Below are 17,277 nucleotides of genomic sequence, written 5' to 3' on the forward strand. Positions count from 1 at the left end.
CCTCCTGTAGTTTAGTTGATTAGCACAAAATGTGACAAATAAGCCGGCAGGCCCGTTTATTCAGGGGGCCCGCCGTTCAACTCTTCAATTGTAACAATATTCTGTAAAGATTGGATAATAATCGGTTTTACATCGTAGCCGGAGCCAAGGTGCTCTGACATGATAGCGCAGGCAAGCATAGATTTCGCAAGCTGTTTATTGGGTGCCGTAACCGTTTCTTCTCGTTCTCCCGACACCGTCCCATATCCGGTAAATTCGGGCATCGGAAACGCGTGGGTATCATAAGGATCTGAAAGCTTAAATAACGGCTTTATCATCGGTTTATAGACAATTTTGTAAGTTTTCATATTACGCTTCCCCCTTAATTGCATTTATTAGTTCATTTAACGGCATGTCTCTTTCGTAATAATCAGCAAGCTTCCCGTCCAAGCGATCGTGTGATGCTACGCTTATATCAGTGAGGTATAACGCCAATGCCTCGATCCCCTGAACGTCGAACAGCAGCTCGATATGGCTGCCTTCGCTTTTGAAGAACAGGTTTTTAATTGCTTCAAGAACCGCTACTAGGTAGTTATCGAAATCAACCGGAGTATCCCAATCGCTCAATTCGTACACAATATCGACAATTTCCTCCAACGTCTTGGCTCCGGATAAGAACTCATCTATATAGGCCGCAATGCCCTCGTGCCACACAACAAGTCCGGATAGTACAACCCCCTCGACTTCCCTTAACTCTGCCGCTAGGCTTGCGCAGTTTTCTTCGGACTTCGCGTTCAGCTTACGGACAGACTCAAAGAATTCGCGTAAAAGCAACTTCCTCTCGCTGACTTTATATTGCTCGCGGCCGGTCAGCTCGATCGCTTCTTCGACGTCCGGGACGTTTTCCCAATTGCCATTAACTGCGGCTTCCAGTGCGTTAATCATAACTTCGAAGCTAACATTATCGCATTCTGTTTCGTACAAAAGATCGTAAATAATCTCGGGAGCTCCATCTGCTCCAAACAGCGCATCGTCCAACAAAAATGTGCGGCCTTCTGCAAGATCAATAGTAGCGTTACGTCCGAATACCTTTTCGAAATCATGCTCTTTTTTGTAGTCATTGCGACGACTGTCCAAGATAACTGTAATAAGATTGCGCTCAATTTCCGTAAATTTTTTCATTATAAATTCCCCCATTTAGTAGTTTTTATTGTTAATCTTTTGTACATCATCCTGATTTGTAAGATGTTAACTTGCGCAGTATCCCTCGCCGCGAGCCGCCCAATATGCATATACGCTCGCTATTTTTCCGACGGCCGCCGTTATGTGCTTAGAAACGACACTTCTATCAATGCCGAGATATTCAGCGGCCATCTGTTGCGTAAGATCGTCGAAATAGATAAGCTCTAATGCCCTATGCTGAAGCGCTGTAAGGCCTGCCACATCTATAGCATCCTTTAAATCTAAGAGTATGTCTGATGCGGCTGTATCGCCTACAAATCGCCGAGAATCAATGGCGTTATAGTCACGCAATAGATTGCGAACGCCTTCCGCATCATTTAATTGATATGTCGCCTCATATCGGCGATGGTAGTCCGGTCTGTTGGTCGCTGATCCCATTGCGTCCCCTCCATTTTTGTGGTAGTTTTTAATTGGGTACTTTTACTCTCTTATCTTATTTTGATATAATGATCACCACCTTAAAGCCGCGAAGAACTCTGTTTAATTTACAAGTTCTCGCAGACTGTCATATTTTTCTTTGTATTCGAGAAGACTCTCTGTAATCTCTATCCGTTCAATAATTCGGTGTTGCGTGCGTCTTGATACCGAGCGTTCCTTTCTTTCAATTGCACTGACTGTCTTTTTGCTAATCCCTAATAACTCCGCAAACTGTTCTTGTGTCATGTTCTTGTGTCGTCGAAGTAGTTCAAATAATTCGCTAGTGATTTCCATAAGCAGGCTCCTTTCTGCGCTTAATTAGCTGTTTCTGGCCGAAAGTCTACATCCAGTGTAAATTGGCCCCTCTACTTTATAACGGGCAGGCGGCCTTCATTTGTGCGACGACCTAATTTTTTACAAATTTCTTCTAAGCCTTGCCACGATTGAAGTTTAGTGACAAAAAATTTTTTTTCAAACCAACCGATAATATGCACTATTTTTGAAAATCGCGCATTTATTTTCGAAAATCCAAAGATGTTTTCCGTATCAACTAAAGCACCCGGCAGCCTCCTTAAGAGATAATACCCGTGACCTTTTCAGGCCGCACAATTCAACGTGAATTTGTTCCCTCGCTATTAACTGCGTATTAACTTCCGGATTGGCACAACCTCTTCGTATAATAGATGCGAAATAACTTTGAAAAACGGACACTTTTCTGTTGAACTTTCTTCCGTCACTATTAACTGCGTATGCACTTCGGAAATTGGACAAAAAATGAGCCGGCGTTTAACCGGCTTTTATTGCGGAACCTCAATCAATTAACTTTTCCGGAACATCGTGAACGGTTCCCGACTGTCCCTCGATCTTATAGATCCGCTCTTCGTGCTGCCGGCCGATTATCTTACCGGTCATGGCTTCGGCTGATAACCACGTCAGGCCCTCCGACCGCGTTCCCCAATAACGTACAGTTTCGCCTACTTTATACACGGCTTTCGCCTCCCGTGAAAAGCATCCGCATGAACTGCGCGACACTCATATCTGCTATTTCGCGGCCGTCGAGCATCTTTAGGGCCGCCGTAGCCTTAGCGAACTCAAATGAGAACGATTCCGGGTGTGCATCGTCGTACAAGTGGTATCCGTCATTCTTTTGCGTTAGGCCGCCCGTGTCGTAAAACGCAAACCTGCCGCCGCCCCACGCATCAAAGTCGCACAATGCTACCGTATCCGCTGCGATGAGGTAGGCGTCGTGGGTTTCTTTATATGGGAAGTCTGTCGATCCGTGTCGGACCAAATGCACCTTCTGCGCTTGGAACTCGCTCATGCCGGCAGCACCTCCTGCTCACCAAAAAGTTCAAGTGCCGCAGTGGCAGTAATTTCTCCGCAGCCAGAACGTGCCAACTGAGATACTTGCGGTAAAAGAGTGAAAAAGTCCTCCGGCTTCAAATTGACATAACGGTCAGTTCCTGCCGGATACACGTTAAACCATCCGACAATTGTGCGTACATAGCGAACTTGCATTTACGCCGCCTCCTTTCCGTACTTACCGGCCAAGAACAACATAAGCTCGACTGCGGACATGGCTGCGATCTCCTCTAAGCTCGGAACAGATCCGCTTTCCGGCACCGAATACGCTACATCTTCGTGAACTTCAGAGAACCATCCGATTTCCGGTCCGTTTAAGCCTTCATACAGTGAGTAGAGGCAGACTAGTTGCTCGTTTTCCTCAGCATTTGTCATGGTGATTACATGACCATTCCCGATATTAACTGCGTCAATTTCTTCTTCAAAACGCTTACCGTCCTCGACCAACCAAAGATGATTTACTTTTACTTTTTCCATTACGTTTCCCCCTCGAATTTTAGTTCCGTCCGCAATCTTAGATATAAGGTACAAGAGCACGCTCTAATTCAGTCCGTTCTTTTCTGAATGCTGATCTATCCTCATGTAGTCGCTTATTATCTGCGCAAAGGTCCGCTAAACGACTGTTTAACGTCGCGGCTTCTTCGACGCTTGCGTCAATTAATTCGAAGCGTACTTTAGCGATTTCGTAACTATTTTCGTGAAAAGCGAGTTCAGCTTCGCACCATTTACGGTGGGTTTCGTCTCTTCTCGCGATCAAAGTCTCTTTAGTCGACTCCTTAAGCGATTGTCGTACCTCTTCTGATAAGTTGTGCGGTGACTGTAGCGCGTAATCAATAGGGAAAACATCTAAGACGGTGCCATTCTCAGCGATAACAAGACGGACTTTTTCTTTGTAGTTGTCATATACCGCTTGGCTGCCGCTTGTTGATTCGAGCGACCAAACGAACACGGCGCCTTGTGCGTATTTAATTAATGCGTTCGGTGCCAGTGCATTTGTAAGACTGAGACGAGATACCGCATTTTTTACTGCTGATCGAGAAACGTTATATTTAATCATTGTCGAACCCTCCGAAGTTGTTGTTTTGAGCGCCGGAATCCGTTTTCCAAATCGCCCATACCATGCAGCCTAAGATAAACACTACGATTACTGCGGATATTTCCAATATCCATGCGAAATCGACTGGCATATCGTTGACCTCCATTCAATTTTCCGAAGGTGTTCGCATACTGTTCGCCTTGTAAAATCCGGTGACAACGGATAAAATACAAAATAAGTAACTAAACCTTCGGGTTTTTTGGTTGCTTAAAAATGCTGTTATGTGAGAGTAACAGCGATGACAAATACGATTACTCCGCCAAGAGTGTAAATGTCGTGTTTGTTGTATCTTCTAACTGAGATTTACGGGTCGCCCGCGCCAACGGGTCGGCCTTTTTGTTGTGCGTTCGCCAAAACGCGTTTGCCTTTAAGAAAAATATACCACTACTTTACAAAAGAGTTTGAATTTTTAAGCCATTTCGCAATTTTTAAATTTCCCTGAATTTTAGGGTTAGCCCGCCGACAAGCACCAGCGGGCAAAAGCATCAGGCTCCAGGATTAAGCTCAGCTACTTTGAACTCGCCTTTTGCACTGTTTGTTACAGGTTGTTCTTTGTGGCTAAGATACCCGGCAGATACCAATACGATCCCAGTGATTAAAACAGCTAATAACTTCTTTTTCAAAACTAATCTCCACCTTATCAATTAATTTTATCGACTTCAAAGCCTCAACTTGCTCACCGTCGACACCAAATCGAGCAAGATCATCGGCAATTAAATAAGCAAATAAAAAATTCTTTTTACTGAAGAAATAGCTTATACCTTCATATATCGATGACAGGCTATTCTTTGATATAAAACCAAAGTATTTTATGAAATCAGCCTCATCTCGTAATGTCATATTCATTAAGAAGCTCTTCATCTCCGGAATAGACATTCCTTCTCGAACATCGAAATACAATCTAGCTAGTTCGAAGTTTGTTTTAGTTTCAGCGATAAGATCAGTTCTTTCGATTTTGCTCATCGCCTGATAACTGCGTTCAAGATACTTCAAACATAAAGATTTATTGCTAAGTAAGTAAGACATCCCAAGCCCATAATATCCATCCGATAGCGCTTTGTAGCTTATATTGGAGTGAATTAAAATTTCTGCGAAACGTCGCGCTGCTTCAAAATTAGAGAAATGAAGATGTACCGGCATCATAACCTCAGATAATCTGTAAGTATAGCATTGCTTAAAAAAAGATCTTCTGCCATTTCCTAGTTTTTGAATTTCTTTCTCGATCTTCTTAGCTCTCGTTAATATCCCAAGGAAGTCCTTTTTGTAGTAAAGCATGTAGCAGTTATAGATATTCACTATGATCGACAAGCTTTTGTCCTTCGACGTGCGAACACTTTTAAGCTCGTTATATAGATCGAGAAACGGAATCTTTCCTCTCATAAAACTGTAGATTAATCCATACACACTTCGGTACAAATCTAGGTATTCATCATTTTTCGTTTTACACAACAACTCTCCAAGAAGATCCACGTCCCTCTTAACCGCCGCATACTCGAAAGCGTGTTTAAGTGATTCGGTCGTGACAAGCACCCGACACCACTTCTTCATGACATCGTGATACTCAGACCCTTTGCAAACTTGCGCTATCTTAAGCATTGAAATGAATCCGATGGTATCAGACTCCTTCAAATCAGACAGAGTAGTCCCTGATATCCCAGCCATTCCTGCTACTTTTGTAGGTTTTAGATCGCAATCTTCAATCAAATTGAAAATTTCGTCCGATAAACTTTTCAAACCCTTCCCCTTCTTCCTCCAAATTATTGTGCATCCAGGAACGAATAGAAAAACAGACGGCAATAGTTTATAATTTCCTTCGTAAAGCCCGATAAAAGCTTTACGGAGGTGTTTAATCGGTGAAGTACAGACCAGGACGGTGTCTACTTCGCGACTTGTTAATCGAATGTGGCTTTACACAAACGATGCTTGCGGACAAAAGCGGTTACGATAAGAGTCATATCTCTAAGTACGTACAGGGTAAACAAGAAATGACCCTCGGAACTGCTCGAACATTTGCGCAGATCTTAAACTGTACCATAGACGATCTGTACGAATGGATTCCGCAAGAATAGATGGTCGCTGGCGGGGTTAAGCATCACCCGTCAACCGATAAGTGGCTTACATAAGCCACCTACATTTTCACCCGTACAAGTGTTCCCTTGTTGTTCACTATATTACCTGATTATTGAGAATTTTTCCGTCGAAATATGTCGAAAGTCACAAAGTTTTTAGAGGTAATTGTTGACAAATGAACCTAAACTACTTGAAAAGTCTGCCGAGAGCCTTCCCGGCCGCCCTCCGAACGATCCTTTGACCGATTTTCCCGCGTTTGACTGCGTTGATATCGCCGAGAATTCGCGCAATTAGGTACAGTGTACTACGGATATTCATGAAACCACCGCCTTTTTCTCCGCTTTCCTTTCGGCAACCGTGAGCATGAATTCAAGAACCGACATACTTGCGATCTTTTCGATCGGGACATCGGAGAGCCAACCGTCGTCGTATATATCATGTAAAACCCGGTCATTATCTCCGATTTCCCAAGCGCCATGATCGCCAGCCATTTCATAAAGCATAATACCGCAACCCTCTTCGTAGCCAATCGCCAAGTTACCGCCTACGTGAACGAGCTGTTTGTCCTTCCGCAAGTCTTTTCCTTCTCCTGCGAAATTGTATATAACGTACTCAGCCGGAATAAGGCTGTTTTTATTGATAACGTTTGTCATAACGGATCATCCTTTCGTTTAGTGGCGTCCGACGACTTCGCTGCCGCCGAACGCCGTTTTGTTTTTCATCGGTACAGCAATTTCCACACGATCAAACCGCAATATACGACCGCTGTGCCAATTCCGATGAAGTCTAAAACAGAAAGTGCTGTAAAATTCATGCTTGCGATCCAGAAGCAAAGGGCAACGATTAGAAAAATTTCGATTGTATCAATCTTTTTCATATGTGGTATAATTGATTGAACAGCCGGGGCTTTCGCCCCGTCTTGGTTACTTGCGACGTTTCTTCTTGGAGGGAGAGCGTCGCTTTTTGCTTTTCGTCTCTTTTCGCATCTTTCGAAGTTCTAACAAGAGTTTCAGAATCGTCAGCCAAGATGCGGTGATAACGGAAAGCTTTGTTATTAGTTCAATCAATCTTCCGTCCTCCTTTCTGTTTTTGAAGGACTGTTGTTCCGTCCTTCTAATACTATAATACACTTTTGTGTAGTTTAAGTCAACACTTTTATGTATTTTTTCTATACTTTTTTGTATTATTCCTATGCATATATGTTATAATAAGTGCATAAACATAGCAAGCATTTTCGGAGGTATTAGAATGACGAAGAAATCATTAACCTTAAAACCAAATTATAAACCACTAGAGATGACTTTATTAAAGAAAGACATAACAAAGAAACAACTGAAGGATGATCTACGCATCTCCCCGACAATCATGGCGAAGTTCTCAGCCGGCGAATTTGTTTCGTTGACTACAATCGCTTATATTTGCGAATACTTAGACTGTCCGATCGAAGAGGTCGTCCAGTTCGAACGCCAAGACTGACCCGCCCTCCACACAACGCCTTTCTACGCTGATATAATTGACGTAGGGAGGTGTTTTTAATGGAAAATATAAAATGTGCAGCCTGCGGCTTTGCAGAAGGCGAGCGAAGTTTTGTCACAATTGTGACAGATAGTGGCTACGTTTTTCTTCTGAAAAGTAGAGGATTGAACTCAGCAACTCAGGATAGAGATCCAGCTAAACTAGTTATGTGCCCAGATTGCAAAACGGTCCGCATTCGAGAACTTAGACGCTGAATGTTCAGCGTCTTTTTTTTATGCTTCCAAGTCATCGAATCGATCTGAAAGCAAACGATCGAGCATCCGGTCCAGTACACCATTATAATAGCCGGCCAAGTTGCGGATAGGCTTCCGTTTAGTCGCTATAAACGTTTGGCGAACGGCTTCCAGTCCGATTCCTTGAAGAGTATCGGCAGCATACACGCCTTTTAAATACGACGTATGCGCAAGGTATATGCCGTACAGCTTGCTCGTTAATCTGCGATCGCTGACAAACGTTTTGACCGCAGACTTAAACGCAGCATACGTATTCTGTAAGAACTTTAATTTGCTTTGAGAAATAACAGCTTCGTTCTCCCGTTTCGGGACTTCCGGCTTTGTCTCCGTTGGCTTTTCGGCTTCTTGGCGGGGTAACACGGACGGAGTAGCATCGGTCTTAACAGCCGGCAGGATAACGTACATATTGGCGCCGTTGCCGCCGGATACTGGCCGATATTTAATTTCTTTGCGGATAATTCCGAGATCGACTAAACGCTTAACGGCCCGAATCACGGTAACACGGTGCCGGCCGATTAATTCTGCGATAGATGCGAGCTTCAGGTACGCCACACCCGGCGTTTTGACGGCATGACGAGACAACACCTTTAGAACCTCGATTGAGGCAGGCGTTAGATCGGATTTATTGCGGTATATGTGCGTACGGATGGCGCCGTTAAGCTCGTCCACTGAACGGAATGACGCCATTTTAGAGGCTTCTTTCGTATACATTCGGCTCTCTCCTCGATAAGAGACGCCGGTCCGTCGGAAAAATGGACGCACTTAAATAAGCGTTGACAAGTACGCTTTTTTCCGATAAGATAGACGTAGGGTAGGGCGTCATATCTATCGGATTTATTTCCGCTGGATGGCGTTCTTTTTTTTTGTTTTTAGGCTTTTTTCTTTCTAATTGTCGTCAGCGGTGAAAAGTCGTCGTGGCTTCTTCGCATTGCTCTCGTATCCATTTGTATATAACGACGCATTGTTCTAATGTCCGACCATCCTCCGATCTTCTGTAACGTAAACGGATCACAACCGTTTAGTATCATCGTTTTAGCCCAAGTATGCCGGTATACGTGCGCAGTAACCTTCTTATCTTTTACACCGGCTTTTTCCGCATAATACTTCAGCCTCTTATTAAAATGATTTGCGCCCAAGGGCTCGCCATAACTGGATAGAAAAATACGATCAGTCGTAAAGTGTGATTTATTTTCTGTGATAAGCTGAAGCAAAAGCTTTACGCAATGAGCAGATATAGGTACTAACCGATGCTTTCTGTTTTTACTAACATCGGCGTTAATCGTTATGAATCGGCTTGAAAAATCTATATCCTTTTCACGTAGGCTCAACAACTCCTCGATGCGAAGCCCGGAATCTAGCAGGCAATTCATAGCGCAGTAATCACGAAAGCCCACATAATCCCGTAAATTCGGTTGCCGCAATATGTCTTTAATTTCATCATCAGTAAAACAGTTTGTAAGATCGATGTCCTGCCGGAGCAGCTTAACGCGTGCAGTCGGATTTACCTCAATCAACTCTTCACGGTCAAGATAATTAAACATCGCTTTAATTGTTCGCAAATTAATATTTATCGTCGTATCTGAAAGCCCGACTTTATTATCGTCTGATTTTATATACTTGTGCCCGTGATACCGCGGCTTGTCGTATTTCATGTAGTTAATATAGTTCCTTAAAATCTCCGTGGTGATCTCATCGATATATGTAACTTCGTAGTTGTCGTTAAGCCATTCGGTAAAATACCGCCACATCTTTTTATAATCTGTGAGCGTTCTTTCGCGAAGTCCTTCCGTTCTTTTACCGGCCAAAGCGATTTCTAATGCTTCGCTAAGTAGTAACCGCGGGTAGTCTTTTTTGGCCGCTGAAACATTCGTAACTCTTCGTCGTTTCTTATTTAACGCCATAATAAAAACGCCTCCCTTAACGATGATTTAAGTTACATCGCTAAGAAAAGCGTCATCAACAATCCTAACAACCGTAAAACAGGGTTGTTTTTATTCCGAATAATAACGATTAATCGCGGATTTTTCACTGCAATCCGTAATCCTCCGATTCAGTTTCCGATTAGATGATCGATTCATATCTCGGAAATAGGATCGAGTAGAAAAACGTTGATATACCAACGGTTGACCCTTAGCACTCTTCCGGCGTACCGGCGTTTTTGGCCGTGCGGAAAGATGAACCGCAGCCGCAGGAAGCGATGGCATTCGGGTTGTCAATGGTGAAACCGCCGCCCATCATGGACTGTTTGAAGTCAATGATCGTGCCGGTCATAATATCAAGGCTTTCGCTGTCGACCAAAACGGTGATTCCGTGCTGTTCAAACATGCTGTCTTTTTCGCCTTTTTCGTGCTCAAATCCCATTCCGTAAGACAGGCCGCTGCAGCCGCCGCCTTTTACGCCCACACGGAGAAACGCGTTTTCTTCTTCATGCTCTTTCATCATATCTTTTATATGCAAAGCCGCTGCTTCAGTGATGGTTACTGGAACACTCATAGGTAGACCTCCTTTTTTTAAAAACGGATGCTGATATCTATTATAAACCTTGAGGAGAGTATTTCTCAAACGAGCTGTTTACAAATAATAGACGCCGCTGCATACGGTTTCGGCGGGTCCCGTCATCAGCACGTGCCCGTTGTCCTGCCAATTAATCACAAGGTCGCCTCCCGCTAAATGAACGGTGATATCCCGGTTTCGTTCGGAAACACCGTTCAATACGGATGCGACAGCCGCCGCACAGGCGCCTGTTCCGCAAGCCTGTGTAATGCCGGAGCCGCGTTCCCATACGCGGAAATGAAGTTCATCGGCGCTGACGGTTTCCACAAATTCGACATTGACGCCTTCCGGAAATCTCGAGTCTTTTTCAATGACGGGACCGAGCGTTGTAAGAGGCGCTTGATTGATATCCGCAACCGGAAAAACAATATGGGGGTTTCCCATTGATACGGCTGTTCCGGAAAGCTCCGTTTCTCCAAAAACAAAGGTTTCATCGATCGTCCGTTCATCTTCATTGCCGAGCATCGGCAGCTCTTTTTTGGTGAGGCGCGGTTCGCCCATATCAACGGCGACTTCACGCACAATCCCGTTGTCCTCTGTAATGTCTGCTTTCACTAGACCTGAAAGCGTCTCAATGAAAAAGGACGTTTCTTCTGTCAGCTTATGTTCGTATGCGTACTTTGCCACACAGCGAAGGCCGTTGCCGCAATTTTTCCCTTCAGAGCCGTCATTATTAAAAATCCGCATTTTGACGGGCGCTTTTTCTGACGGACAGATGAGGATCATTCCGTCAGAGCCGATGCCCGTGTGAATGCTGGACACTTTAACGGCAATCTCAGACAGCCGTTCTTCCGGCAGCTGTTCTTCAAATTGATTTACATATATATAACTGTTTCCAAGACCGTGCATCTTGGTAAAACGGAATGAATTCATATCGGCCTCCAACTTTTTTTCTTTTACTTAGTATAAAAGCTCTTCCCCTCGGACACAATACAAATATCCCCCGTTTTTCATACATAAAAGCTCCCTGCATATGCAGGGAGCTTTTATTGTTTACTAAATAAACATGCCGGCAATCGCCGCGCTGAGAAGGTTTGCGAGTGTTCCCGCAATAACCGCTCTTAATCCGAGGCGCGCAATGTCCGAACGGCGGCTTGGGGCCAAACCGCCCAGTGTGCCGAGCATAATCGCAATCGAAGAGAAGTTGGCAAATCCGCACAGCGCAAAGCTGATAATCGTAGACGTTTTTTTAGAAAAGTCCGCAATATGCGGACCGAAGTTTGAATAAGCGACAAACTCATTCAGCACAAGTTTCTGTCCGATATAGCTTCCCGCTCCGAGCGCTTCATGCCAAGGAACGCCGATTACAAATGCGATCGGTGAAAACACGTAACCGAGAATGGATTCTAATGTAATATGTTTGAAACCGAACCAGCCGCCGATTCCGCCGAGAATTCCGTTCACTACGGCGATGAGCGCGACAAACGCAAGCAGCATGGCGCCGACATTTAGAGCAATCTGAAGGCCCGTGGACGCGCCTTTTGCCGCTGCATCAATCACGTTAGCGGCGCCTTCGCCTTCTTCGTCCATATTAAAATCGCCTTTTATCGTCTGCGTTTTTTCCGTTTCAGGTATTAAAATTTTTCCGAACACGAGACCGGCGGGAGCCGCCATAAAGCTGGCCGCCAGCAGGTATTCGATCGGAATGCCTAACAGGGCGTAACCGAAAAGCGTCGAACCCGCTACAGCCGAAAGGCCGCTCGTCATAATCGTAAACAGCTCGGAACGGGTCAATCCCGCAATCAGCGGTTTAATGGCAAGCGGTGATTCAGACTGTCCGACAAAAATATTCGCAGCCGCCGCAAGCGATTCCGTTCTGCTTGTCCCAAGAAGTTTTGACAGTCCGCCTCCGATGACGCGAAAGATGAGCTGCATGATTTTCAAGTGATACAAAACGGCAATCAGCGCTGAGAAAAAGATAATGACCGGCAGAACGCTCAGCGCAAAAGCCGGGCTGCTGCCCACTTTTATCAGCGGGCCAAAAATAAAGCTGATGCCTTCGTTCGCATAATCAATGAGAAGCTGCACACGGCTTGAGAACCATAAAAATACGGCCCGTCCGGCGTCCCACTTTAATACGATGAATCCGAAGGCCATTTGTAAACATAAACCGACAATGACGGTTCGCAGGTTAATTTTGCTTTTCTTCTCTGATAACAAAAAAGCAATGGCTAATATAGCAACTGCCCCGAGCAGCCCCCAAACGATATTCAATGAATCCACCTCTAAAATTTTATTTAAAAAAAGTCTTTATTAAGATAACAATATTTATTTTTGCTGTCTACAAATTTTTTATTTTGCCAAAACCCGGGGCGCAATAAAAAAGAGACCCCGTTCGGAGCCTCTGATTAAAACATCGGATTTTCTTCTATGAATGTATATATGTTGTCAACCAGTTCAGCAGGCGTGCCTCCCGTAACCACTTCGCCGTTGACCAGGGCGAACAGGGACTCCATGCATTTCCCGCAATAGCTTAAACAGCCGTATTCAAGCACGTCCAAGTTCGGATCCTTCTCTAAGATCTCAAGTGCTTCCTGGGAACCGCGCGCTAAATTGCTGACACAGAATTCAATCATCGGATTCATGCGGTTTCACCTCACATATGTACCTTATCCTAACGGAATTTCCTCTATTCGTCAAAGATCCGGTTTCACACTCAATGTTATCGTAACATATTAATTCAGGTTAAAGGTTTTACTATTACGTGTTTTCTGGTCAATTTGTAGGTTATTTTAAAACTATTATTGTGGTTTTAGATCAAATTCGATATAATTCAAGATGTTATTTTACATAGTTCGTTATTTTGTAACAACATTGACTACCATATTTTTCGGGCAAAAGGGGAATCATTATGAAAAAATTGGTCTTGATCGGCGGGGGTTACGGAAACATGCGGGTGCTGCACCGCTTACTGCCGAACCAGCTTCCGTCAGATATATCCATCACGCTGATTGACAGAAACCCGTATCACTGCTTAAAAACAGAATATTATGCGCTCGCCGCCGGCACGATTTCTGATCATCATATCAGGGTGTCTTTTCCTGAGCATCCGAATCTGGATGTTCAATACGGTGAGGTGGCTTCCGTCGACACGAAAAACAAACAGGTTCTGTTTCATGACCGCGAACCGATTTCTTACGATGACGCGGTGATCGGACTGGGCTGCGAGGATAAGTATCATAACGTGCCCGGCGCGCCGGAACATACTTACAGCATTCAGACCATTGATCAGTCACGCGAAGCCTATCAAAAGCTGAACAACCTCGGCGCCAATGCATCTGTCGCTATCGTCGGAGCGGGATTAAGCGGCGTGGAGCTTGCCAGTGAATTAAGAGAGAGCCGTGACGATCTGAAGATTATGTTATTTGACCGGGGCGACCTGATTTTATCAAGCTTTCCGAAAAGACTCAGCAAGTATGTTCAGAAATGGTTTGAAGAACACGGCGTCACCATTATCAATAATGCGAATATTACAAAAGTGGAAGACGGGATCGTTTATAATCATGATGAAGGAATACCGGCCGATGCCATCGTGTGGACGGCGGGAATTCAGCCGAATAAAGCCGTCAGAGAACTGGACGCTGAAAAAGATCCGCAAGGCCGCATCGTTTTAACACCGCATCACAACCTTCCGGGCGATGAGCATGTTTACGTCGTCGGTGATTGCGCGAGCCTGCCGCATGCGCCGAGCGCCCAGCTGGCTGAAGCGCAAGCGGAACAAATTGTGCAGATCCTCCTGAAACGCTGGAACAATGAAGAGCTGCCGGAAACAATGCCGCAATTTAAGCTGAAAGGCGTTCTCGGTTCACTCGGAAAAAAAGCGGGCTTCGGTCTTGTCAACGACCGTCCGCTCATCGGGCGTGTGCCCCGTTTATTAAAATCAGGCCTTTTATGGATGTACAAGCATCATAACGGCTGATAAGAAAAAAGCCGCTGATTGCGATCAGCGGCCATTTTTAAGAGCCTGCAACATAGCCGCGCTTTTCCATTTCTTCATATATATCTTTTAAATGCGGATTCCCTTCCCCCACAATGACATCCTCCACCAGCACGAGCGGATAGAAAAATTCATCGTTTCTGATGCGCTCCGCAAGCTCTTCTGTCTCCTTTTGCTGAGGCGGTGCGTCAATATCAATATACCGCATGTGAAAAGGCTGCTCCGGATATTTCCGTTGCAGCGCCGCCTCCAGCCATTCAAACGTATCTTTGGCGCTCGGCATATTCACGCAGCTTGCGCAAAGCGTTTCAGCGCCGTAAACACTGAGCGTAACCGGCTTTGTCATGTATATCATCCCCTTTACACCAGTATACAAAGGACGAGGCAGCTTTTGTATAAAAAACGGTTTTTATGTTCAAGTTTAAATATGCTATAATGGGGAAAGCAGCTTTGCAAACCAAACATTAGATTTTTACCGTTACTGTGAATATAATGGTTTTATGTATATGAAAGGAGCGAATCTCATGACTGAGGTTGAAATGAAAGAGCAAGTACAGGAAGTATTGGATAAATTACGCCCGTTTCTGCTTCGTGACGGCGGTGACTGTGAGCTTGTTGATGTAGACGAAGGCATTGTAAAGCTTCGCCTCCTTGGCGCATGCGGCAGCTGCCCAAGTTCAACGATTACGCTGAAAGCCGGAATCGAACGCGCCCTTCTTGAAGAAGTACCGGGTGTCGTTGAAGTAGAACAAGTATTTTAATCATAAAACCAGGCTGCATGACAGCCTGGTTTTTTATTTTTTACAAATAGCCATCAAACCATGAACAAATATAACGGATGCGTTTCATCCGCTGTTCCGGATGGCCGCTTCTCGACAGCTCATGCGTAGCTTTCGGAAATCGGATGAACGACGTCGTTTTGTTCAGTTTCTTCAATGCGGTAAAGAGCTGCTCCGCCTGCTCTATCGGACAGCGGTCATCTCGCTCACCATGCAGGATCAAAAGCGGCGTCGAAACGCGGGACGCATATTTTACAGGAGAACGATCCCAAAGCTTATCCGCTTCCTCAAACAAATCATGTCCGAGCTGCCAGTCGGTAAAAAAGAAACCGATATCGCTGACACCGTGGAAGCTGAACCAATTTGAAATGGAGCGCTGCGTGACGGCTGCTTTAAAACGGCCGGTCTGCCCGACAATCCAATTCGTCATAAACCCTCCGTAGCTTCCGCCCGTCACACCGAGACGGCCGCTGTCAATAAACGGATACGCCTGAACGGCTTCATCCACCGCCTGCATGACATCACGGTAATCTCCGCCTCCGTAATCACCCCTGACACGATTGACAAAATCCTGCCCGTAGCCATGGCTTCCTCTCGGGTTGACATACACGACAGCATATCCTTGTGCGGCCAGCACTTGGAATTCGTGAAAATACGTATGGCCGTACATCATGTGAGGCCCGCCGTGTATGTATAGAATGAGCGGATAGGTTTGATCCTCTTCAAAAACGGCGGGCTTTAAAAACCAGCCGTTTACCGTCAGCCCGTCCTTTGTTCCATATTGCAGCTTTTCCGGCACGGATATGATGCGCTCCTCAATAAACCGATTATTGTCAAATGTCAATTGCTTCTCTTCCCCATCTTCAAGTGAAATGCTGTAAAGCTCGGAAGGCTGTACGGGTTTGGCAATGACAGCGATACAGCTTTTCTGATCAGGATGAAAAGCAAAACCATTCACGTACTCTTCTTCTAATCGGATCGGATATACGAGGCCGTCAATCGAGATATAATAAATACCGGTGCTTCCCTGCTCGCTCCCGAGAACGTAAAATCCCTGCCCGTCGTTTGTCCATACCGGCCGGGGCGTCACTCCTCCTATGATTGAATCCGCAATCAGCGCATCGCTCAAATGAACATCCAGCATGTCGGTCAGGCAGGACAGCCGCTCAGTTTTCACGTCGTACAGCCACGCTTTCTCTAAAGTCGCATTGCGAAATTCATTTTCATGGCCAAGCATCGCGATATAAGAACCGTCCGGTGAAAACACGCAGGAACCGAAAGAACCGCGGTGCGGCGTAATCTGCTTCAGGCTTCCATCCGCCAGATTCATCAGATAGACATCGCTCGGCTTTCCGGCGTCACCCGGCTCGCATAAATTGGCGGTAAACGCAAGCTGCCTGCCATCCGGTGAAAAGGCCGCGCCATAATGATCCGCTTCATGATCCGTCAGCTGCTGAATCTCCCCCGTTTCAAGATGAATCAGCACAAGCTGGGACCAGCTTCCGTTCAGCAGGCCTTTCCCGTCACGTTTATATGTTAATGACTGAATATCAACCGGCTCATACTCGTCATGCTTCTTTTTTTCTTTCTCATCGGCGCGCTCCGCTGATGTCAGACTGACGGACACAAGCACGGATCTGCCGTCGGGCGCCCATATCGGATCTGATACGCCCCAAGGAATATCGGCCGCCTGTTCCGCCTCTCCGCCGGCAGCGTCGATGATGTACAGCTGAGGGATGCCGTTCTCCCTGTCAGAAACAAAGGCGAGGCGCCGTCCGTCAGGTGACCACCGCGGACTTGTATTTCTGTTGTCCCCGAAAGTCCACGGGTTTGAGATGCCGGATTCTGTGTCATATACCATAATGGCTGAGGAATAGGAATCACGCTTATGATTGACTGTTGTCCGGACGTAAGCGGCTCTTCTGCCGTCAGGGGCATATTGCGGGTCTGTCACGGATACGAGTGACGCAATGTCCTCCTCGGTTATGAGTTTTTTCAATCGTATCTCCTCCTTTTCTTTTTTATTTCGCTTCCCTAAATAAAAATCCTTCTCCAGAAAAAGAAAGCGTCCTT

25 protein-coding genes are annotated in these 17,277 nt (G+C 45.5%); 4 read left to right on the forward strand and 21 right to left on the reverse strand.

The window, feature by feature from the left end; all coding sequences use genetic code 11:
* Positions 1 to 56: 56 nt before the first annotated feature.
* The 11 genes from NYE62_RS16310 to NYE62_RS16360 form a co-directional block, all read right to left on the reverse strand.
* Positions 57 to 347 (reverse strand): hypothetical protein, encoded by a 291-nt coding sequence (locus NYE62_RS16310; RefSeq protein ID WP_327954974.1) that lies wholly within the window; start codon positions 345 to 347, stop codon positions 57 to 59.
* A gap of 1 nt (position 348) precedes the next feature.
* The gene (locus NYE62_RS16315; protein WP_327954975.1) at positions 349 to 1,161 is read right to left on the reverse strand and encodes a hypothetical protein; all 813 of its coding nucleotides are present in this window, start codon (positions 1,159 to 1,161) and stop codon (positions 349 to 351) included.
* 66 nt (positions 1,162 to 1,227) lie between these two features.
* Entirely contained in the window at positions 1,228 to 1,599 is a 372-nt protein-coding gene (locus NYE62_RS16320) for a MarR family transcriptional regulator (protein ID WP_327954977.1), read from the reverse strand.
* Between the two features lie 102 nt (positions 1,600 to 1,701).
* A complete protein-coding gene (locus NYE62_RS16325) occupies positions 1,702 to 1,932 on the reverse strand; it encodes a helix-turn-helix transcriptional regulator (RefSeq protein WP_076984065.1) in 231 nt (76 codons plus the stop codon).
* A gap of 516 nt (positions 1,933 to 2,448) precedes the next feature.
* Positions 2,449 to 2,625: a hypothetical protein gene (locus tag NYE62_RS16330; RefSeq protein WP_164461506.1), complete on the reverse strand. Its 177-nt coding sequence runs from the start codon at positions 2,623 to 2,625 to the stop codon at positions 2,449 to 2,451.
* The gene (locus NYE62_RS16335; RefSeq protein ID WP_327954980.1) at positions 2,618 to 2,959 is read right to left on the reverse strand and encodes a hypothetical protein; all 342 of its coding nucleotides are present in this window, start codon (positions 2,957 to 2,959) and stop codon (positions 2,618 to 2,620) included. Before NYE62_RS16335 ends, NYE62_RS16330 begins: the two co-directional genes overlap by 8 nt.
* The gene (locus NYE62_RS16340; RefSeq protein ID WP_040221626.1) at positions 2,956 to 3,156 is read right to left on the reverse strand and encodes a hypothetical protein; all 201 of its coding nucleotides are present in this window, start codon (positions 3,154 to 3,156) and stop codon (positions 2,956 to 2,958) included. The genes NYE62_RS16335 and NYE62_RS16340 overlap by 4 nt, the downstream gene beginning before the upstream one ends.
* On the reverse strand, positions 3,157 to 3,477 hold the full coding sequence (locus NYE62_RS16345; protein WP_327954982.1) for a hypothetical protein: 321 nt from the start codon (positions 3,475 to 3,477) through the stop codon (positions 3,157 to 3,159).
* A gap of 37 nt (positions 3,478 to 3,514) precedes the next feature.
* Entirely contained in the window at positions 3,515 to 4,057 is a 543-nt protein-coding gene (locus NYE62_RS16350) for a hypothetical protein (protein ID WP_327954984.1), read from the reverse strand.
* Positions 4,050 to 4,187: a hypothetical protein gene (locus NYE62_RS16355; protein WP_327954985.1), complete on the reverse strand. Its 138-nt coding sequence runs from the start codon at positions 4,185 to 4,187 to the stop codon at positions 4,050 to 4,052. The genes NYE62_RS16350 and NYE62_RS16355 overlap by 8 nt, the downstream gene beginning before the upstream one ends.
* Before the next feature lie 467 nt (positions 4,188 to 4,654).
* Complete coding sequence (locus NYE62_RS16360; RefSeq protein WP_327954987.1) at positions 4,655 to 5,830, reverse strand: AimR family lysis-lysogeny pheromone receptor; 1,176 nt, start codon at positions 5,828 to 5,830, stop codon at positions 4,655 to 4,657.
* 119 nt (positions 5,831 to 5,949) lie between these two features.
* On the opposite strand from NYE62_RS16360, the gene NYE62_RS16365 reads away from it, so the two are divergent.
* Positions 5,950 to 6,165 (forward strand): helix-turn-helix transcriptional regulator, encoded by a 216-nt coding sequence (locus NYE62_RS16365; RefSeq protein WP_101605383.1) that lies wholly within the window; start codon positions 5,950 to 5,952, stop codon positions 6,163 to 6,165.
* A 315-nt stretch (positions 6,166 to 6,480) separates the two neighbouring features.
* Here NYE62_RS16365 and NYE62_RS16370 read toward each other — a convergent pair whose 3' ends face one another.
* Both NYE62_RS16370 and NYE62_RS16375 read right to left on the reverse strand, forming a co-directional pair.
* Entirely contained in the window at positions 6,481 to 6,819 is a 339-nt protein-coding gene (locus NYE62_RS16370) for a hypothetical protein (RefSeq protein ID WP_327954988.1), read from the reverse strand.
* Positions 6,820 to 7,089: 270 nt separating this feature from the next.
* Positions 7,090 to 7,233, reverse strand: a complete 144-nt coding sequence (locus NYE62_RS16375; protein WP_342497065.1) for a hypothetical protein — start codon at positions 7,231 to 7,233, stop codon at positions 7,090 to 7,092.
* A 181-nt stretch (positions 7,234 to 7,414) separates the two neighbouring features.
* Here NYE62_RS16375 and NYE62_RS16380 point away from each other — a divergent pair, with 181 nt between their 5' ends.
* A complete protein-coding gene (locus NYE62_RS16380) occupies positions 7,415 to 7,642 on the forward strand; it encodes a helix-turn-helix transcriptional regulator (protein ID WP_014470972.1) in 228 nt (75 codons plus the stop codon).
* 272 nt (positions 7,643 to 7,914) lie between these two features.
* On the opposite strand, the gene NYE62_RS16385 is transcribed toward NYE62_RS16380, so the two are convergent.
* From NYE62_RS16385 to NYE62_RS16410, 6 genes are all read right to left on the reverse strand, one after another.
* Positions 7,915 to 8,646 carry a helix-turn-helix domain-containing protein gene (locus NYE62_RS16385; RefSeq protein ID WP_327954990.1) on the reverse strand — a complete coding sequence of 244 codons (732 nt, stop codon included), beginning with the start codon at positions 8,644 to 8,646 and terminating at the stop codon, positions 7,915 to 7,917.
* Between the two features lie 158 nt (positions 8,647 to 8,804).
* Positions 8,805 to 9,836: a tyrosine-type recombinase/integrase gene (locus NYE62_RS16390; protein WP_327954992.1), complete on the reverse strand. Its 1,032-nt coding sequence runs from the start codon at positions 9,834 to 9,836 to the stop codon at positions 8,805 to 8,807.
* 229 nt (positions 9,837 to 10,065) lie between these two features.
* Positions 10,066 to 10,428 carry an iron-sulfur cluster assembly accessory protein gene (locus tag NYE62_RS16395; protein ID WP_003151967.1) on the reverse strand — a complete coding sequence of 121 codons (363 nt, stop codon included), beginning with the start codon at positions 10,426 to 10,428 and terminating at the stop codon, positions 10,066 to 10,068.
* A gap of 78 nt (positions 10,429 to 10,506) precedes the next feature.
* A complete protein-coding gene (dapF, locus tag NYE62_RS16400) occupies positions 10,507 to 11,361 on the reverse strand; it encodes a diaminopimelate epimerase (RefSeq protein WP_144664257.1) in 855 nt (284 codons plus the stop codon).
* A 123-nt stretch (positions 11,362 to 11,484) separates the two neighbouring features.
* Positions 11,485 to 12,702 carry a NupC/NupG family nucleoside CNT transporter gene (locus NYE62_RS16405; RefSeq protein WP_007408720.1) on the reverse strand — a complete coding sequence of 406 codons (1,218 nt, stop codon included), beginning with the start codon at positions 12,700 to 12,702 and terminating at the stop codon, positions 11,485 to 11,487.
* 134 nt (positions 12,703 to 12,836) lie between these two features.
* Positions 12,837 to 13,073 carry a YuzB family protein gene (locus NYE62_RS16410; RefSeq protein WP_007408721.1) on the reverse strand — a complete coding sequence of 79 codons (237 nt, stop codon included), beginning with the start codon at positions 13,071 to 13,073 and terminating at the stop codon, positions 12,837 to 12,839.
* A gap of 266 nt (positions 13,074 to 13,339) precedes the next feature.
* On the opposite strand from NYE62_RS16410, the gene NYE62_RS16415 reads away from it, so the two are divergent.
* Positions 13,340 to 14,407, forward strand: coding sequence for an NAD(P)/FAD-dependent oxidoreductase (locus NYE62_RS16415; protein ID WP_007613539.1), 1,068 nt, complete (start codon positions 13,340 to 13,342; stop codon positions 14,405 to 14,407).
* Positions 14,408 to 14,444: 37 nt separating this feature from the next.
* Here NYE62_RS16415 and NYE62_RS16420 read toward each other — a convergent pair whose 3' ends face one another.
* Positions 14,445 to 14,771: a YuzD family protein gene (locus NYE62_RS16420; RefSeq protein ID WP_015240509.1), complete on the reverse strand. Its 327-nt coding sequence runs from the start codon at positions 14,769 to 14,771 to the stop codon at positions 14,445 to 14,447.
* A gap of 79 nt (positions 14,772 to 14,850) precedes the next feature.
* Between NYE62_RS16420 and NYE62_RS16425 the strand changes: the two genes are divergently transcribed.
* Entirely contained in the window at positions 14,851 to 15,186 is a 336-nt protein-coding gene (locus NYE62_RS16425; protein WP_169510385.1) for a NifU family protein, read from the forward strand.
* 40 nt (positions 15,187 to 15,226) lie between these two features.
* Here the strand turns inward: NYE62_RS16425 and NYE62_RS16430 are convergent, their stop codons facing one another.
* Complete coding sequence (locus NYE62_RS16430; RefSeq protein WP_327941870.1) at positions 15,227 to 17,203, reverse strand: S9 family peptidase; 1,977 nt, start codon at positions 17,201 to 17,203, stop codon at positions 15,227 to 15,229.
* Between the last annotated feature and the right edge of the window lie 74 nt (positions 17,204 to 17,277).

Origin of the sequence: Bacillus sp. FSL K6-2861 (assembly GCF_038630725.1) — a bacterium.
In the GTDB taxonomy this organism is placed as follows: Bacteria; Bacillota; Bacilli; order Bacillales; family Bacillaceae; genus Bacillus; species Bacillus velezensis.